We start from the raw sequence: 15,942 nt of genomic DNA, 5'->3' as shown, positions 1-15,942 counted from the left end.
CATGACGGATTTCAAGACCCTGGCCGATCTCGTCGGCCACCATTCGCGCACACGTCCCCATGCGATCGCCCTCACGTTCGAGGCGGGCCCGGCCTTGCCCGAGCAGCAGCGCAGCTTCCTGCAACTGCACGAGAACGGCCTGGCGCTGGCCCGGGCCCTGCAAGGCCTGGGCATCCGACGTGGCGACGCCATTGCGCTGGTGATGGCGAACCACCCCGAGTTCGTCGAAGCCATGGTGGCGGCCGCGCACCTCGGGGCGGTGCTGGTACCGATCGATGCGCGGGCGCAAGGCGACAGGCTCGCCGCACTGATCGATCGCACGCACTGCGTGGGTGTGATCGCGGCGGACTATGCCGCCGCTGCGGTCGCGCAGATTCGATCGCGCGCCACCCACCTGCGCTGGGTCGTGCGTGTGGTCTCGGGCGAACTTGCGGCAGATGCGCCGCGCGCCTGCGAAGCGCTGGACTACGCGCAACTGCTGGCCCGCCACACACAGGCAGACCTCCCCTCGGCGCACTTCACGCCCGTCGATCCCGATGACCCCATGCAGATTCTCTTCACCTCCGGCACGACCGGAGAGCCGAAGGGGATCGTGATCACCCACCGCCGCTTCGTCGACACGGCGGCACTTGCGGCGTCCGCCTTCGGCTACACCGGCGACGATCGCCTCTACTCCGGCCTGTCGCTGACGCACGCCAATGCCCAGTTGGTCACGCTGGGTGCAGCCCTGAGGCTCGGGATCGCCTGCGTCATGTCGCGCCGCTTCACCAAATCGCGGTTGTGGGAGATCGTGCGTCGACACCGGTGCACCGCCTTCACCCTGCTGGGCGGCATGACCACCGCCGTCTATTGCGAGCCGCCGTCGCCCAGCGACCGGGATCATGTCGTGCGCTTCGTCGTCGCCGCGGGCATGCCGCAGGCCATCTGGCGTGACTTCGAGCAGCGCTTCGGCGTCCATGTTCTGGAGTTCTACGGCACCGCCGAAGGCGGGCTGACGGTCAACCCTTTCGGGAAAGGTCCGATCGGCAGCATCGGCCGCCCGCACCCGGCGTTCTCCGTCCGCATCGTTGCCGAAGACGGCAGCGATGCGCCTGCGGGCACGCCGGGCGAACTGGCGTTCCGGCCGGCCAGCGGCGCGCCCTTCGACATCGCGTACTTCGAAGACCCGCAGGCCTCGCAGAGCAAAGGCAAGGACGGTTGGCTCTGGACCGGCGACATCGTGCGCGCCGATGCGCACGGCTGGCTCTACTTCGAGCACCGCCGCGGCCATGGCATTCGCCGCAACGGCGAATTCATCGACCCGGCGCAGATCGAGAAAGCCATCGCGGACACCGGACTGGTCCGCGATGCGTTTGTGTTCGGCACGGCAGCGGCCTCGGGGGCGCCTGGCGAACGCGATGTCGTCGCAGCCGTTGTCCCGCATCGCGCCGACCTGGACCTTTCGGTGCTCCATGCGCGTTTGCGCGAGACGCTGTCGAAGAACGCCCTTCCCGGACGGCTGATGGCCATCGAAGCGATCCCCAAGACCGCGTCGGAAAAGCCGTTGGCGCGGGTTCTGGAGGAATGGCTGCGCGACGGGACGGTCGCGACCGTGTTCGAGGCGCCCTCAGCCTAGACACAAGACCTGGGCGCAGGCGGCGGCAGGCCGTTTTCCCCCTGCGCAATCAACAACAACGAAGGAGACATTCATGCACAACCGCGGGCGTAAGCTTTTTCTTCCCATCTCACTTGCATCGCTGTTCATCGGGCCTTCGAGCTGGGCGCAGTCTTCTGTGACGCTCTTCGGCGTCATTGACATCTCGGTGAGCCACTACCAGACCAAGAGCGTGCTGTCCGCAGGCCTGCCTTGGTGGTCGCTGGCAGCGCCGGCATCCATCTCGCAAGCCGCCACGAAGCTCGCGTCGGGCGCGCACACCCCTTCTCTCTTGGGCATTCGCGGACAGGAGGATCTGGGCGGCGGGCTTGCTGCAGGCTTCTGGCTGGAATCCACACTCACACCGGACGACGGAGCCCAGGGGCTTGGCGTTTTCGACCGCCGCTCGACGGTCAGCCTGTCGGGGCCGTTCGGCGAAGTGCGCCTGGGCCGGGACTATGTACCGACCTATTGGAATCTGACGGTCTTCGATCCCTTCGGTACGGTCGGGGTTGGCGCGAACCTATGGAATCCGATCGGCACGGGGCTCACCACCAGCCACGGAAAGTCGCCCGCGAACCTGATGCCCTTTGACAACTACGTTCGCGCCTCCAACAGCGTCGGCTATTTCCTGCCGGGCCATCTTGGCGGGTTCTACGGCCAGGTCATGTACTCGCTGCATGAGAACCCGAAGCAGAGTGGCGTGAGCCACAGTCCGAGCAAGGGAGGGCGAAACGTCGGGGGGCGGTTCGGCTATCAACGTGGACCGCTCAACCTGGCCATCGCCTACCAGGAAGACACCAAGGACGATCTCAGCGGATTCGACAAGGACCGTTTGAAGATCCTCAACGCTGGGGTCTCCTACGATTTCGATGTCGTCAAATTGTTCGGCCAGTTGTCGCAGATCAGGGATGAGCGCAGCAAGATGAACGTAGCCAACATCGGCGGCATTCCGCATCCCTTCAGGAACGAGAGCAATGGGAAGTACACCGGCGGCTTGATCGGCATCACGGCCCCGGTCGGGCCTGGATTGATCCGTGCGTCCTATTCGCGCGTGAACTACGCCTCTCCCCGTACGGTGAATGCCTTGAATCCCACGACATGGCTGCAAGACAACGACGCCAGGATCGAGAAGTTCGCCGTCGGCTATGTGCACAACCTGTCAAAGCGCACCGCGCTCTATGCCACTGTTGCGCGAACCAAGATGAAGTGGAACGGGTCCGTGAATGCGGCGATGGCCATCAGTCCCGGAGGCGGGGTGAGGTTTGCGAACGGCGTTGCCGGGATCAGCGCACCTTATGTCCCCTCGAGCACCACCGGCTACGACATGGGCATTCGGCACGCCTTCTGAGGGCTCTGACTCGCGCTGCGGACGGTTCCGGTCGTCGGCCCGGAACTTTCGAGTACTGCGGCATTGCGCGCTTGCCGGGCAAAGAGAAGGCCCGCACAGGGGCCGTCTCTTCCGCCCCGGAAGGGCAACGCTCCTTGACTCACAAGGCGCATGCGGTGCAACGGCAAGGATCCAGAAGGAGCGATGCATCACTGTCTAGCGTGCTCGATTGCGCATCGCATACAACAGCACGAGCGTCGCGATGATCTCCAGTCCCGCGACCGCATAGAGGCCCGCGGCCACGCTTCCCGTCGACGTCTTCAGCCACCCCATCGTGAAGGGCGCAGCGAACCCCGCCAGGTTGCCGACCGAGTTGATGAAAGCGATACCCCCCGCCGCAGCGGTGCCCGTGAGAAAGGAAGCGGGGATCGACCAGAACACGGGAAAGGCGGCGAGGATGCCGATGGTCGCGAAGCTCAACGCGACCATGGCGAACACAGGTTGCTCGATCAACACGCCGGTGGCCACGAGCCCGACGCCGGCGATCAGCGTCGCATAGGCGCAGTGCCGCCGCCGCTCACCGGTGGCATCCGAATGCATGCCGTTGAGCACCATCGCGACCGTTCCCAAAATGAACGGAATGGCCGACAGCAGGCCGATGTTCAGCGTGCCCTTCACACCCAGCTCCTTGACGATCGAGGGCGTCCAGAACGCAATGGTGGCGTTGCCGCTCACGATGCAGAAATAGGCGGCGGTGCACAGCCACAGCATGGGGTTGCGCAACGCCCGGCCGAAGCTCGATTGCTTGGGGACGTCGGCGTTCTCCTTCTGCAGTTCGGCGGCCAGCGCGTGCTTCTCGGCCTCGGTCAGCCAGCGTGCGGATTGGGGCCGGTCCGGCAGCCAGGCCAGCACCGCGAAGCCGGCAAGCACCGAAGGAATGCCTTCGAGCAAGAAGAGCCACTGCCAGTTTCGAAACGGCGCGACGCCTTCCATGCCGCTCATGATCAGCCCTGCGAGCGGCCCACCGACGACGCCCGCGATGGCAAACGAGGTCATGAAGAGCCCGTTGATCTTGCCGCGGCGATGCGCCGGCACCCAGTACGTCAGGTACAGCATCACGCCCGGGAAGAATCCGGCCTCGAATGCGCCGAGCAGGAAGCGCAGCACATAGAAGGACGTGGGCGTTTCCACGTAGATCATCGCCATCGACGTGAGGCCCCAGAGGATCGTGATGCGCGCGAGCGTCTTGCGCGCGCCGATCTTCTGCAGCAGCAGGTTGCTCGGCACCTCGAACAGGAAGTAACCGATGAAGAAGATGCCGGCACCCAGCCCGTAGACCGCTTCGCTGAACTGCAGGTCCTGCAGCATCTGCAGCTTGGCGAAGCCCACGTTGACGCGGTCGATCCACGCCAGCAGGAACAGGAACACCAGGAACGGCACCAACCGCCATGCGATCTTGCGATGCATGCGGTCGTGGTCCGAGAGGGAATGGGCGCCGGCCGAAGGCCGCGCGAGGGATGAGACAGAGGTAGCGTCCACAGCAGTTTCCTTTTTCTTCAATGACAGAACTCCAGGAATGCGTCGCCCTTCATGGTGTACGCATAATGTTTATAAATATATTTATAGGCATTCCATCGCACATTGGTAGTTACCCTCCGTGGGATCTGTCTCCGCCGGTTTCATCGTTCGCGAATCGAGAAAGGACCTTTGCCGCCGGCGCGGTTTCCGCGCGACTTCGTTCCTCCTAAGGTCAGCACCTGGCACCGCGCAGTGCGTGCCTAGCCAACCAAGCAACCGAACGAAATGGAGCAGTTTTCAATGTCGCAATGGATACGCAAGATCGGCGCCGCAGCGTCTCTATGGGGTGCAATGGGCGTCACCCTCGCCTTCGCAGCCCCCGTCGTGGGCAAGAGCCCGTGGGGCCCGAACGACGAACTCGGCCGACTCAACCTCATGACCGCGAGCACCAAGGCCCAGGTGCTTTCCCGCGCGGACGGTGCGCGTGTGTACGACCTGTCGGTCGAGTACTTCGTCGGCATGCCGAGCTGGCACGGCATCGGCGATCCGCGCTACCAGATCTGGATGACGCACACGCCGCACGGCACCGTGGTCGATGACCCCATGGGCGTTGGCCACACGCAGAACAAGCACGTGAGCTACACCGGCGCGGCCATCTCGATGTACACCCACATGGGCACGCACATCGACGCGCTCAACCATTTCGGCCTCGACGGCAAGATCTGGAACGGCTTCGAGGCGCGCGAACACCTGGGCGACCGCGGCTGGAAGAAGACCGGCGCCGAGACCATCCCGCCGATCGTGGCCCGCGGCGTCCTGATCGACGTTGCAGCCGCCAAGGGCGTCGAGATGCTGGCGCCCGGCTACCGCGTCACCCGGGCCGATCTGCAGGAGACGCTCGACAAGCAGCGCGTGAAGCTGGAGACCGGCGACGTGGTCCTGATCCGCACCGGCCGCATGAAGCTCTACGACAAGGCCGATGCCTACATGGATTCGCCACCGGGCATGAGCGTGGATGCCGCGCGCTTTCTCGTGGAGTCGGGTGGCGCGATGGTCGTGGGTGCCGACAACCTGAGCTTTGAAACCTTCCCGCCCGATGCCGATGACAACTACGTGCCGGTGCACACCTACCTGCTCGCACAGCAGGGCGCGCCGATCATCGAGCTGGTCAACCTGGAAGCGCTCGCCAAGGACCGCGTCTACGAGTTCGCGTTCATCGGCGCGTCGCTCAAGCTGCGTGGCGGCGACGCCGCACCGATGCGCCCCATCGCCATCCCGCTGCGGCGCTGAGACGCTCGCGCGTGCTGCGTTGGCCTCGTCGGCTGGTACGCTCGGCGCCATGGATCGCTACGCTGCCATGCAGTACTTTTGCCGCGTCGTCGAGCAGGGCAGCCTGGCCGCGGGCGCCCGCGCGCTGAACCTCTCGAACTCGGTCGTCACGAAGGCCATCCAGTCGCTGGAAGCCTGGACCGATTGCCGCCTGCTCGCGCGAACCACGCGCAGCATGCAGCTCACCGAAGCCGGCGAGCGCTTCTACAGCTTCTGCCAGCGAACGCTGGCAGACACCGAGCGCACGCTGACCGATGTCCGCTCGGTGAGCCGCGGGTTGACCGGGCGGCTGGTCGTGGCGGCGCCGGTGTCTCTCACGCTGTCGCATCTCCACGAGTATCTGCATGCGTTCCAGGCGCAACACCCGGGCATCGAACTCGAGATGCGGCTGAACGACCGGCCGGTCGATCTGGTGCGTGAAGGCATCGACGTCGCGCTGCGCGGCCAGGCACGGCTGGAAGACTCGAGCCTGGTCGCGATGCCGCTGATGGACCTGGCCCGCGTGGTGTGCGCCGCACCCGCCTATTGGGAGCGCCAGGGCCGGCCCTCGACACCCGCCGACCTGTCGGGCCACAACTGCCTGCAGTACCTGTTGGGCGACGACCGCGATGAATGGGTGTTCGACGGACCGGACGGGCGCGCGCGTGTGCGGGTGAGCGGCACGTTCCGCGCCGACAACAGCCTGCTGCTGATCGACGCGATGCGCCGGGGCGTCGGGCTGGGCCTGGTGCCGTCGGTGATGGTGAAGGATGCACTGGCCGATGGCTCGTTGCAGACCGCGCTCGACGCCTACGTGGCGCCGCCTCGGCGCCTCTTTGCGGTCTACCCGACGCGCGACCACCTGATGCTGAAGGTGCACGCGCTGGTCACCTTCCTGAAGCAGCAGTTGCCGCCGCTCACCCCATCAGTTCCTTCGGCAGCGCCGCCATGAACGACGCGAAGTTGGTCGAGCCCTGGCCGGGGCTCATGTGCTCGACCATCAGTTCGGCCGCCGCCCTGGCATCGCGCCGCTGAATCGCGTCGAGCAGCTTGGAATGCTGCTCCCATGACGACTTGAGGCGACCGAACGCGGCAAAGGCGTGGCGCCTGTAGGCGCCCGTCTGCGAACGCATCCGCAGGATTTCCTGGCGCAGGTAGGGATTGCGCGCCCCCTGGTAAAGCGCCTCGTGGAAGCGCCTGTTGTGCTCCTGCCAGGCCTTGACGTCTTCTTTCTTGACCGCGGCGGCGGCGCGCTCGTGCGACTTGGCGAGGTCGAGCCGCTCTTCGGGCGTCATGCGCTCACAGGCCAGCCGCACGCACAGGCCCTCGAGCTCGGCCAGCAGCTCCCACATGGCCAGCAGCTGGGTCATGTCCATCTTCGCGACGACCATGCCGCCACGCGGCAGGCTTTCCACCAGCCCCTGGGCCTGCAACTGAAGCAGCGCCTCGCGCACCGGCGTGCGCGAGACCTCGTAGGCCGTCATCAGCGCCTGTTCGTCCACCGTGTCTCCAGGCAAGAGCGTGCCGTCGCGGATGGACTCCTCGACCGCAAGGCGGATGCGTTCAGCGGTTTTCATGGGGCGAGCTCCCGTAAAACAACGATTGAATAAAACATTTTTGTGAGTTATAAATATATTTATAGGCCTCATCCATCTTTTAATTTTACCTGCTCCAGAGAGAGCGCACGGTGCCAGGAGACCGCTTTGACCGACCCCACCCTCGAGCCATGGAAGACATGGGTCACGCTGAGCCTGCAGTTGCATGGCATCGATGCCGCACCCGGACTTCAGGTCCGCGCGGCGCGCACGTTGGCACGGCTGGCGCCCATGGCGAGTCGTCTGGCCGCCGGCACCACACCGCCGTTCGATATCCGCCCCGTGGAGCACGCGCATGAGTGATACGGGCACGCCCTCCATTGCCGCGCTGCGCCGGTCGATTGCCACGGGCGCCAGCTCGGCCGACGAAGCGCTGGCTTTGCAGCGCGACGCCTTCGAGCGCGGCGCTGCCGTCCATCGCTGCGTGGTCCAGCGCGCGACACACAGCCGGCCGGTCGCACATGCGCCGCTCTCCGGCATCGCGATGGCGCACAAGGATGTGTTCGGCACAGGGCTGCGCGCCGCAGGGCAAGGACGACCGGAAGGCGCTGCGGCCGATGCGGTGACCAGCCCTCCTTCCGCCCCGTTGCGACGCCTCTCCGAGCGTGGCGCGACCTACCTCGGCGCCCTTGTGATGGCGGAGTACGCTTGCGGCGCCACCGCGGAGAACCCGCACTTTCCCGCACCGCTGAATCCGCTGGACCCGGCGGCGGCGGTCGGCGGGTCATCCAGCGGCTCGGCCGTGGCGGTGGCTGCCGGCTTGTGCCGGGCCTCGCTGGGGACGGACACCGCGGGGTCGGTGCGCATTCCCGCATCCACCTGCGGCGTGGTCGGATTCAAGCCCGGCGCCGACGTGATCGACGCGGATGGCGTGTCGCAGCTGGCGCCGTCGCTGGACACCGTCGGCGTGGTGGCGCGCTCGGTGTCGGATGCGGCCCATGTGTTCGCGGCGCTGCTGCCCGACGAAGCGCCGATGGCGCAGCGTCTGCTCAGCCTGGAAGGCATCGAGGAAGACCTGTCGCGCCACCGCCGCTGGCGTGTGGCGTCGGCACTGGACCAGCCCGACCTGCGCGACGACGTTGCAAGCCGGCTCGGGGCCTTCGAATCTCGCGCCACCTCGCACGCGGTGGCATGGCACCGCGCGTCCTTGCGTGGACTCGACGAACTGTCGTGTCTTGCCCAGATCGTGCTGCACGTCGAGGCCGCGGCCACGCATGCGCACAGCGTGCGCCACGCACTCGGCTCGCTGGCGCCGATCACGCAGGCGATCCTCCTGCCGGGCTGGGCCGCTCCGGCCGCCTGGTACCGGCACGCCTGCGAAGCCCGCGCGGGCTGGCGAGACGCCTTCGTCACCAGGCACCTTGCGCAAGCCGACGTGCTGCTGTTGCCTTCGCTGCCGCGCGGCGTGCCCGACGCGCAAGCGGTGACCACCACCTCCGACCGCTTCGACCCGCGCGAACTGGTCGCGCTTCACCACTATCACGCCTTCGTGAACTACCTCGGGCTCCCTTCGTTGTCGTTCCCGATCGGCACCGATGCGCGCGGCCGGCCCGTTTGCATCCAGGCCATCGGTGCGCCGGGCACCGAGGCCGAGCTGCTGGCCTTCGGACACCAGTTCGCCGCACCGACGGGCGCTCCTTCCATTCCCGCGGCGCGCACCGCCCATCGCGCCAGCACCCCGCTTCATTGACTTCCCACGGAGAAACCATGCCCAAGATCAACGCCTCCCCTGCCCTCGCGCGCTTTCGCGTGCTCGACCTGTCCCGCGTTCGCGCCGGCCCCACATGCGTGCGCATCCTTGCGGATTTCGGCGCCGACGTGATCCGCATCGAGCCCCCGGCGGGTGTCGACCCGAACGAGGCGATGTTCGCAGCCGACCGCTGGGGCGGCGACTTCCAGAACCTCAACCGCAACAAGCGATCGATGACGCTGAACCTCAAGAAGCCGGAAGGGCTCGAGGCCTTCATGCGGCTGGTGGAAACAGCCGACGTGGTGGTGGAAAACTGGCGCCCCGACGTCAAGGCGCGACTGGGCATCGACTACGAGGCGCTGCGCGCGGTCAATCCCCGGATCATCCTCGCGAGCATCTCGGGCTTCGGCCAGGACGGTCCCTATGCCTGGCGCCCGGGCTTCGACCAGATCATCCAGGGCATGGGCGGGTTGATGTCGGTCACAGGATTCCCGGCACAGGGCCCCGTGCGCGCCGGCCTCGCGGTGGCCGATTCGGGCACCGGCGTCTATGCGGCAGCGGGCATCCTGATCGCGCTGCTGGAGCGCGAGCGTTCCGGGCAGGGGCAATGGGTGCACGGCTCGCTGCTGCACACGCAGGTGGCGCTGATGGACTTCCAGGCCGCGCGCTACCTCAACGACGGCGACGTGCCCGCCCAGGCAGGCAACGACCACCCGACGAGCAGCCCGATGGGCCTCTTCCAGGCCAGCGACGGCGTGTTCAATCTCGGCGCGTCGGGCGAAGGCAACTGGGTGCGGTTGTGCGAATGCCTGCAGGCTCCGCAGCTGAGGGCGGTGCCCGAATTCGCCACCGAGAAGCTGCGTGTCGAACACCGGCTGGCACTCAACGAGGCCCTGGCCGAGGTCTTCAAGAGCCAGACAGTTGCGCACTGGGTCGAACTGCTGAACCGCGCCGGCGTGCCCGCGGGCCCCGTCTATTCGATTCCGCAAGTCTTCGAGGACGCCCAGGTGAACCACCTGGGCATCGCGCAGGATGTGGAGGCGGGCAATGGCCGGCGCTACCGGCTGGTGTCGCAGCCCATCACGCTGGCGCGCACGCCAGCGCGCATCGCGCACGCCGCCCCGGCCTGGGGCGAGCACACCACCGAGATGCTGACCGAGATCGGCTACACGCCTTCCGACATCGAACAGCTGCAAGCGAAGGCCGCGGTATGAGCGAAGGACACATCCGGACCGAGACCGCAGCGGGGGTCGGAACCCTGGTGATCAGCCATGCGCGCAAACACAACGCGATGACGCTGGCCATGTGGCAGCAGCTCGCCGAATCCGTACAGGTGCTGGCCGACGACCGCGCCGTGCGCGTGATTGTCGTCACCGGTGAAGGCGACGCCGCTTTCGTCTCGGGCGCCGACATCAGCGAGTTTGCGCAACAGCGCAGTGGCACCGACGCCGTCGCCGCCTACGACCACGCGGTGGCGACCGCCCAGCGCGTGCTGGCCGAATGTGCCAAGCCGACAGTGGCGCGCATCCAGGGCATCTGCATGGGCGGCGGCATGGGCATCGCCCTCGCCTGCGACCTTCGCTTCGCCGCATCGAACGCGCGCTTTCGCATGCCGGCCGCGCGCATCGGCCTGGGCTACGCGTTCGAGGGCATGCAGCGGCTGGTGAGATTGCTGGGCGCACCGGCCACCTTCGACCTGTTCTACACGGCGCGCAGCCTCCACGCCCCCGAGGCGATGCGCCTGGGCCTGGTCAACGACTGCATCGACGCCGAGATCTTCGCCGCCGAAGTGGCGTCACGCGTGGCGCTGATCGCCCAGAACGCGCCGCTGGCGTTGCGGGCCGCAAAGGCCGCGATTCTCGCTACGCTGGAGCCCCCGACAGCGCAGGCCCGGGAAGCGATCGACGCGATGGTGCGCCAGTGCTTCGCCAGCCGGGACTACGCCGAGGGCCAGGCTGCATTTGCCGAGCGGCGCGCGCCGCATTTCGAAGGGAGCTGAACCGATGACCGCCACCCTGCAAGAGAACCTGTCATGAGCAATCCACGCGTCCCCTTTCAACTCTCGTCCGAGCGCCCGCCGTTGATGCCGCTGGACGGCGGCCACATCCTCGCGCACATCGTCGTGAACGTGGAGCACTGGCCTTTCGACCGCCCCATGCCGCGCACGCTGCTGACGCCGCCGCACGGCAAGGAGACGGTGCCCGACGTGCCGAACTTCAGCTGGGCCGAGTACGGCCTGCGCTGCGGGCTGCCGCGCATGATCGAGGCGCTGCGCAGTCGCGGATTGCGCGCGTCCGCCAGCCTCAACGCCTCCGTGATCGACTCGCACCCGAGTGCCGCGCAGGCCATCCTGGAGGCCGGCTGGGAGTTCATCGGCCACGGGGTGCAGCAGCAGTCGCTGGCGCAACTCGACGGGCACGCCCAGGCGGAAGCCATCGTGAAGTCGCTCGACCGCATCGCCGCCTTCACCGGCGTTCGTCCGCGCGGCTGGCTCTCGCCCGGGCTGCGCGAAGCGGCGGACACACCCGACATCCTCGCCGCCGCCGGCATCGACCATGTGTTCGACTGGTGCCTGGACGACTTGCCGTGCTGGATGCAAACCGAGCACCGTTCGCTGATGGCCCTGCCCTACATGCTGGAGGTCAACGATTCGGTGATCTATGCGGTCGAGAAGCACTCGTCGCCCGAGATGAAGCTGCGGCTCGAACGCACCCTGGAGGTCTTTGCGCGCGAGGTCGCCCGCCTGGGCCAGCCCCGGGTGCTGGCCATCGGGCTGCATCCGCACCTGATGGGCGTGCCCCACCGCTTCGGCGATTTCGAAGCCATGCTGGACCTGCTGCTCGCGCACCCGATGGTGCGGGTGGTGACGGGCTCATCCCTCCATGACTGGTACGCCGCGCAGGTCCCCGCGCCGGCGCCGCTCGTTGCCCGGTCCGGCGACGTCCCCTTTGTCCCGATGCCTCAATGAACGCCATCGACACCCTCATCGCCCACGTGCGCTCGCGCGATTTCGACTCCCTGCCACCCGAAGCGGTGAATGCGGCACGGATGTTCATCTACGACACCATCGGCGTCGGCATCTCCGGCTCGCGCCATCCGCGCATGCCGGCCCTCAAGCAAGCCGCGCAGTCCCTGGGCGACGGCGACGCTGTCACGGTCTGGGGCAGCGGCGAGAAGCTGCCCTTTCCGTCGGCCGTGATGCTCAACGCCTACCAGGTGTTCAACCAGGAGTTCGATGCGGTGCACGACGTCGCCGTGGTCCACGCCTTCGCCTGCATCGTGCCGGCCGCGCTCGGCTATGCCCAACGCGAAGGCGGCGTCTCGGGCAAGGCGTTGATCACGGCGGTGACGCTGGGACTCGACGTGGCCATCTACGTCGCGCTGGCGCAGCGTGCGCCGATGCGCTTCTTCCGCCCTGCCATGTGCGGCGGCCTCGGCGCCACGGCCGCACTGTGCAAGCTCGCCGGCATGGACGCCGACACGATGCACAACGCACTCGGCCTCATGTACAGCCATCTCTCCGGCACCATGCAGGCCCATGCCGAGGGCTCGCCCGCGGTCGGCCTGCAGGTGGGCCTGAACGCACGCGCAGCCGTCACCGCCTTCGAACTGGCGCGTGCCGGCTTCCCGGGACCGCGAGACATCCTGGAGGGCCCGTTCGGCTACTTCGCGCTCTATGACTTCGGCCAGTCGCGCTGGGCCGACGTGGCGAACGACGTCGGCCAGGTCTTCCAGATCGCGCGCATGAGCCACAAGCCCTACCCTACCGGCCGCGCGACCCATGCGGGCGTCGATGCGGTCGTCGATCTCATGGCCACGCACGGCTTCGGAGCGGACGACGTGGAAACCGTGCGCGTGCATGCCTCGGCGCTGATCGCGCGACTCGTGGGGCGGCCGGCGCAGCCTGGCATGGACTCGGCCAGCGCCAAGCTCAGCATGGGCTACGTGGTGGCCACGGCACTGCGCAAGGGCCGGGTGGGCATCGAGGCCTTCGACCCGCCCGCGTTGAACGACACGCGCACCTTCGAACTGGCACGCCGGGTCGAGGTGCTGGACGACGGCAACCCCAATCCGAACGCCCTGGGTCCGCAAGTGGTCGAGGTGGTGCTCAAACGGGGCGACACGCTGCGGCTGGCCGTGCCGCACTTTCTCGGCAGCCCCGGCCGGCCGCTGCCCGCACCGGATCAGCAGGCCAAGTTCATGGCCTGCTGCGCCTCGGCCAAGCCGCGGCTGCCGCCGTCCCAGGCCGAAACACTGGATTCGGCACTGCGCCGGCTCGAAGAACTGCCTGACGTGCGCGAACTCATCCCACTTATGACGGCGCCCGCCTGACACCCCGGGGCCGCTCGGCCCCTTTCGCTTCTTTCCGTTCCCTGCATCGGTCGTTCATTGCGCCCTCGTGGCCGCAAGGGATGCGCGCGCTCGCGCGGCCAATGCCCCACTCACCCTGCCATCGAGATACACCATGAACCGTTCTTCCGACAACTACCAGGACATCCGTGACGCCGTGCGCGCGCTGTGCGCCGAATTTCCCGACGATTACCACCGCAAGATCGACGAGCAACGCGCCTATCCCGAAGCCTTCGTCGATGCACTGACTGCCGCGGGCTGGCTGGCAGCGCTGATCCCGCAGTCCTACGGCGGTTCCGGCCTCGGGCTCGCGGAAGCCTCGGTGATCATGGAGGAGATCAACCGCTGCGGCGGCAACTCCGGCGCCTGCCACGGCCAGATGTACAACATGGGCACGCTGCTGCGCCACGGCAGCGAGGCGCAGAAAAGCCGCTACCTGCCAAGGATCGCCAGCGGCGAGCTGCGGCTTCAGTCGATGGGCGTGACCGAGCCCACCACCGGCACCGACACCACGAAGATCAAGACCACGGCCGTGCGCAAGGGCGACACCTATGTCGTCAACGGGCAGAAGGTGTGGATTTCGCGCGTGCAGCACTCCGACCTGATGATCCTCTTGGCGCGCACCACGCCGCTGGCCGAGGTGAAGAAGAAATCCGAAGGCATGTCGATCTTTCTGGTCGACCTGCACCAGGCCATCGGCAACGGCCTGACCGTACAGCCGATCGCGAACATGGTGAACCACGAGACCAATGAGCTGTTCATCGAAAACCTGGAGATTCCGGCGGACCACCTGATCGGCGAGGAAGGCCAGGGCTTCCGCTACATCCTCGACGGACTCAACGCAGAGCGCACGCTGATTGCCGCGGAATGCATCGGCGACGGCAAGTGGTTCATTGACCGCGTGACCGGGTACGTGAAAGACCGTGTCGTCTTCGGCCGCCCGATCGGTCAGAACCAGGGCGTGCAGTTCCCGATTGCCGAGAGCCACATCGAGGTGGAAGCCGCCGACCTCATGCGCTGGCGTGCCTGCGAGCTTTTCGACGCCCGGCAGCCTTGCGGCGCGGAAGCGAACATGGCGAAGTACCTGGCCGCCAAGGCCAGCTGGGAGGCCGCCAATGCGTGCCTGCAGTTTCATGGCGGTTTCGGCTTTGCCAACGAGTACGACGTCGAACGCAAATTCCGTGAGACCCGGCTCTACCAGGTGGCGCCGATCTCGACCAACCTGATCCTCGCGTATGTCGCGGAACATCTGCTCGGTCTGCCGCGCTCGTTCTGAAGAAGCCAGGCTGGGGCTGCAACACAAGTGGAAGCGGAGACTCAGGTGGGCTACGTTGAGTGTCAGCAACCCGTCTGGAGCCGCCGTACGCGAAGGACTGCCATGCAACGAATGCCCACGTCGGACTCGCAGCCACCGACGTCAAGCTCGAGAGCCTGATTGCTACTGGGAGCATCGCGCCGTCAGTCCCACGTCCGATTCCCTCCTCGCTGAAATTGCCGCCGGTACGCAGAAGGCGTCGCCCCCACGATCTGCCCGAAACGGCGCGCGAACTGCGTCGGCTCTCCGAAACCGGTGCTTTCGCCGATCTCCGCCGCAGAGGCGCCGGTAAAGACCAGCAGCGTCTTGGCGCGCTCGATCCGGCGTTCGGTCACCAGCTCCAGGAAGGTCTTGCCCGTTTCGCTCTTCAGCAGGTGGGCCAGATGCGTTGGCGACACATGGCTCGCATGCGCCGCATCGCCCAACGTCAGCTCCTGCGCGAGGTTGCGGCTGATGTAGCGGATGCAGCGCAGCACCGCCGGCCGGTACGACTGCAGGGCCATCCCCTGCGCCTCGCAGTTGCGAAACTCCTCGCCGTAACGTCGCCACACCATGCCGATCAGGTGAAGCAGATGGCTGCGAATCAGCAGGTGGCTGGCGGTGTCTTCGCCCGGCGGCCGCTGCGCTTCCTGCGCCATGTGTTCGCACAGCGCTTGGAGCTGGTGGGTCTCGGTTTCATCGAAGCGGAAATCCAGGCAATGCTGGAACCGGAAAGGCGCGAGCTCGGGCGCGCGTGACAACGGCACCTCCGACAGCTCGAACACGTCGAGGTCCAGCGACGGCAGCAGGTAATCCTTGCTGATGTTGATCACATGGAACACGCCGTCGGCCGCGTTCGGAATGTAATGAACCAGGAAGGGCAGCACGAAGCTCACCGTGCCGGCGCCGATGGCGCGCTGGTTGCCGCCGATGTAGTGCGTGGTCTCGCCCCGCGTGTTGACGTAGATCTGGAAGTACTCATGCCGGTGCGGCACCGGGTTCGGCAGGCAGTTGCTCTGGTCGTGGATACCGAAATAGGCGCGCTGTGCCCGCGCCGCCATCGTGTAGTTGCTGATGGTGGCACGCGCGGCACCGGCGCGGGGCGGCGGCACGAATTCGTCGAGGGAAGGCGTGGGTGGCATGAAGAGCTGATCTCAAGATCGCAAGGATTGCATATCTTTGCGCAAGCCTGCGCGTTGAGGTGAGAAGGCCTCGTTCCTAGAC

Annotated in this window: 14 protein-coding genes; 11 read left to right on the top strand and 3 right to left on the bottom strand. The window is 66.7% G+C overall.

Annotation, left to right across the window (positions count from 1 at the left end):
• The first annotated feature begins 1 nt into the window (after nucleotide 1).
• Together AC07O4_RS01575 and AC07O4_RS01570 are read left to right on the top strand one after the other, a co-directional pair.
• Nucleotides 2–1,615 carry an AMP-binding protein gene (locus AC07O4_RS01575; RefSeq protein ID WP_495303547.1) on the top strand — a complete coding sequence of 538 codons (1,614 nt, stop codon included), beginning with the start codon at nucleotides 2–4 and terminating at the stop codon, nucleotides 1,613–1,615.
• Between the two features lie 73 nt (nucleotides 1,616–1,688).
• The gene (locus tag AC07O4_RS01570; RefSeq protein ID WP_495303546.1) at nucleotides 1,689–2,984 is read left to right on the top strand and encodes a porin; all 1,296 of its coding nucleotides are present in this window, start codon (nucleotides 1,689–1,691) and stop codon (nucleotides 2,982–2,984) included.
• A 195-nt stretch (nucleotides 2,985–3,179) separates the two neighbouring features.
• Here AC07O4_RS01570 and AC07O4_RS01565 read toward each other — a convergent pair whose 3' ends face one another.
• Nucleotides 3,180–4,430, bottom strand: coding sequence for an MFS transporter (locus AC07O4_RS01565; RefSeq protein WP_095745969.1), 1,251 nt, complete (start codon nucleotides 4,428–4,430; stop codon nucleotides 3,180–3,182).
• Between the two features lie 402 nt (nucleotides 4,431–4,832).
• Here AC07O4_RS01565 and AC07O4_RS01560 point away from each other — a divergent pair, with 402 nt between their 5' ends.
• Both AC07O4_RS01560 and AC07O4_RS01555 read left to right on the top strand, forming a co-directional pair.
• Nucleotides 4,833–5,771, top strand: a complete 939-nt coding sequence (locus AC07O4_RS01560; RefSeq protein WP_495270505.1) for a cyclase family protein — start codon at nucleotides 4,833–4,835, stop codon at nucleotides 5,769–5,771.
• 49 nt (nucleotides 5,772–5,820) lie between these two features.
• A complete protein-coding gene (locus AC07O4_RS01555) occupies nucleotides 5,821–6,741 on the top strand; it encodes a LysR family transcriptional regulator (RefSeq protein ID WP_495303545.1) in 921 nt (306 codons plus the stop codon).
• On the opposite strand, the gene AC07O4_RS01550 is transcribed toward AC07O4_RS01555, so the two are convergent.
• Complete coding sequence (locus AC07O4_RS01550) at nucleotides 6,707–7,366, bottom strand: GntR family transcriptional regulator (RefSeq protein ID WP_062469590.1); 660 nt, start codon at nucleotides 7,364–7,366, stop codon at nucleotides 6,707–6,709. The genes AC07O4_RS01555 and AC07O4_RS01550 overlap by 35 nt on opposite strands.
• 126 nt (nucleotides 7,367–7,492) lie before the next feature.
• Here AC07O4_RS01550 and AC07O4_RS01545 point away from each other — a divergent pair, with 126 nt between their 5' ends.
• From AC07O4_RS01545 to AC07O4_RS01515, 7 genes are all read left to right on the top strand, one after another.
• Nucleotides 7,493–7,687, top strand: coding sequence for a hypothetical protein (locus AC07O4_RS01545; protein WP_070061249.1), 195 nt, complete (start codon nucleotides 7,493–7,495; stop codon nucleotides 7,685–7,687).
• Nucleotides 7,680–9,074, top strand: a complete 1,395-nt coding sequence (locus AC07O4_RS01540; RefSeq protein ID WP_495303544.1) for an amidase — start codon at nucleotides 7,680–7,682, stop codon at nucleotides 9,072–9,074. Before AC07O4_RS01545 ends, AC07O4_RS01540 begins: the two co-directional genes overlap by 8 nt.
• Before the next feature lie 17 nt (nucleotides 9,075–9,091).
• Nucleotides 9,092–10,288, top strand: coding sequence for a CaiB/BaiF CoA transferase family protein (locus AC07O4_RS01535; protein WP_095745974.1), 1,197 nt, complete (start codon nucleotides 9,092–9,094; stop codon nucleotides 10,286–10,288).
• Entirely contained in the window at nucleotides 10,285–11,073 is a 789-nt protein-coding gene (locus AC07O4_RS01530) for an enoyl-CoA hydratase (RefSeq protein WP_495303543.1), read from the top strand. The genes AC07O4_RS01535 and AC07O4_RS01530 overlap by 4 nt, the downstream gene beginning before the upstream one ends.
• Before the next feature lie 33 nt (nucleotides 11,074–11,106).
• Complete coding sequence (locus tag AC07O4_RS01525) at nucleotides 11,107–12,042, top strand: polysaccharide deacetylase family protein (RefSeq protein WP_070061253.1); 936 nt, start codon at nucleotides 11,107–11,109, stop codon at nucleotides 12,040–12,042.
• Nucleotides 12,039–13,406, top strand: coding sequence for an MmgE/PrpD family protein (locus tag AC07O4_RS01520; RefSeq protein ID WP_495303542.1), 1,368 nt, complete (start codon nucleotides 12,039–12,041; stop codon nucleotides 13,404–13,406). Before AC07O4_RS01525 ends, AC07O4_RS01520 begins: the two co-directional genes overlap by 4 nt.
• 133 nt (nucleotides 13,407–13,539) lie before the next feature.
• Complete coding sequence (locus AC07O4_RS01515) at nucleotides 13,540–14,700, top strand: acyl-CoA dehydrogenase family protein (protein ID WP_495303541.1); 1,161 nt, start codon at nucleotides 13,540–13,542, stop codon at nucleotides 14,698–14,700.
• Nucleotides 14,701–14,882: 182 nt separating this feature from the next.
• Here AC07O4_RS01515 and AC07O4_RS01510 read toward each other — a convergent pair whose 3' ends face one another.
• Nucleotides 14,883–15,860, bottom strand: coding sequence for a helix-turn-helix domain-containing protein (locus tag AC07O4_RS01510; protein ID WP_495303540.1), 978 nt, complete (start codon nucleotides 15,858–15,860; stop codon nucleotides 14,883–14,885).
• Between the last annotated feature and the right edge of the window lie 82 nt (nucleotides 15,861–15,942).

The sequence above is a fragment of the Variovorax sp. GW821-FHT09D04 genome, from assembly GCF_059416405.1.
The sequence above is the reverse complement of the archived record's forward strand: the minus strand, read 5'-3'. Positions and strand labels throughout refer to the sequence as shown.

What these genes read in the sequence shown, in the direction of transcription:
- AC07O4_RS01510 (WP_495303540.1), bottom strand. Translation starts at nt 15,860, where the DNA reads ATGCCACCCACGCCTTCCCTCGACGAATTCGTGCCGCCGCCCCGCGCC.
- AC07O4_RS01530 (WP_495303543.1), top strand. Translation starts at nt 10,285, where the DNA reads ATGAGCGAAGGACACATCCGGACCGAGACCGCAGCGGGGGTCGGAACC.
- AC07O4_RS01560 (WP_495270505.1), top strand. Translation starts at nt 4,833, where the DNA reads ATGGGCGTCACCCTCGCCTTCGCAGCCCCCGTCGTGGGCAAGAGCCCG.
- AC07O4_RS01570 (WP_495303546.1), top strand. Translation starts at nt 1,689, where the DNA reads ATGCACAACCGCGGGCGTAAGCTTTTTCTTCCCATCTCACTTGCATCG.
- AC07O4_RS01515 (WP_495303541.1), top strand. Translation starts at nt 13,540, where the DNA reads ATGAACCGTTCTTCCGACAACTACCAGGACATCCGTGACGCCGTGCGC.
- AC07O4_RS01565 (WP_095745969.1), bottom strand. Translation starts at nt 4,430, where the DNA reads ATGCATCGCAAGATCGCATGGCGGTTGGTGCCGTTCCTGGTGTTCCTG.
- AC07O4_RS01555 (WP_495303545.1), top strand. Translation starts at nt 5,821, where the DNA reads ATGGATCGCTACGCTGCCATGCAGTACTTTTGCCGCGTCGTCGAGCAG.
- AC07O4_RS01520 (WP_495303542.1), top strand. Translation starts at nt 12,039, where the DNA reads ATGAACGCCATCGACACCCTCATCGCCCACGTGCGCTCGCGCGATTTC.
- AC07O4_RS01540 (WP_495303544.1), top strand. Translation starts at nt 7,680, where the DNA reads ATGAGTGATACGGGCACGCCCTCCATTGCCGCGCTGCGCCGGTCGATT.
- AC07O4_RS01525 (WP_070061253.1), top strand. Translation starts at nt 11,107, where the DNA reads ATGAGCAATCCACGCGTCCCCTTTCAACTCTCGTCCGAGCGCCCGCCG.
- AC07O4_RS01575 (WP_495303547.1), top strand. Translation starts at nt 2, where the DNA reads ATGACGGATTTCAAGACCCTGGCCGATCTCGTCGGCCACCATTCGCGC.
- AC07O4_RS01535 (WP_095745974.1), top strand. Translation starts at nt 9,092, where the DNA reads ATGCCCAAGATCAACGCCTCCCCTGCCCTCGCGCGCTTTCGCGTGCTC.
- AC07O4_RS01550 (WP_062469590.1), bottom strand. Translation starts at nt 7,366, where the DNA reads ATGAAAACCGCTGAACGCATCCGCCTTGCGGTCGAGGAGTCCATCCGC.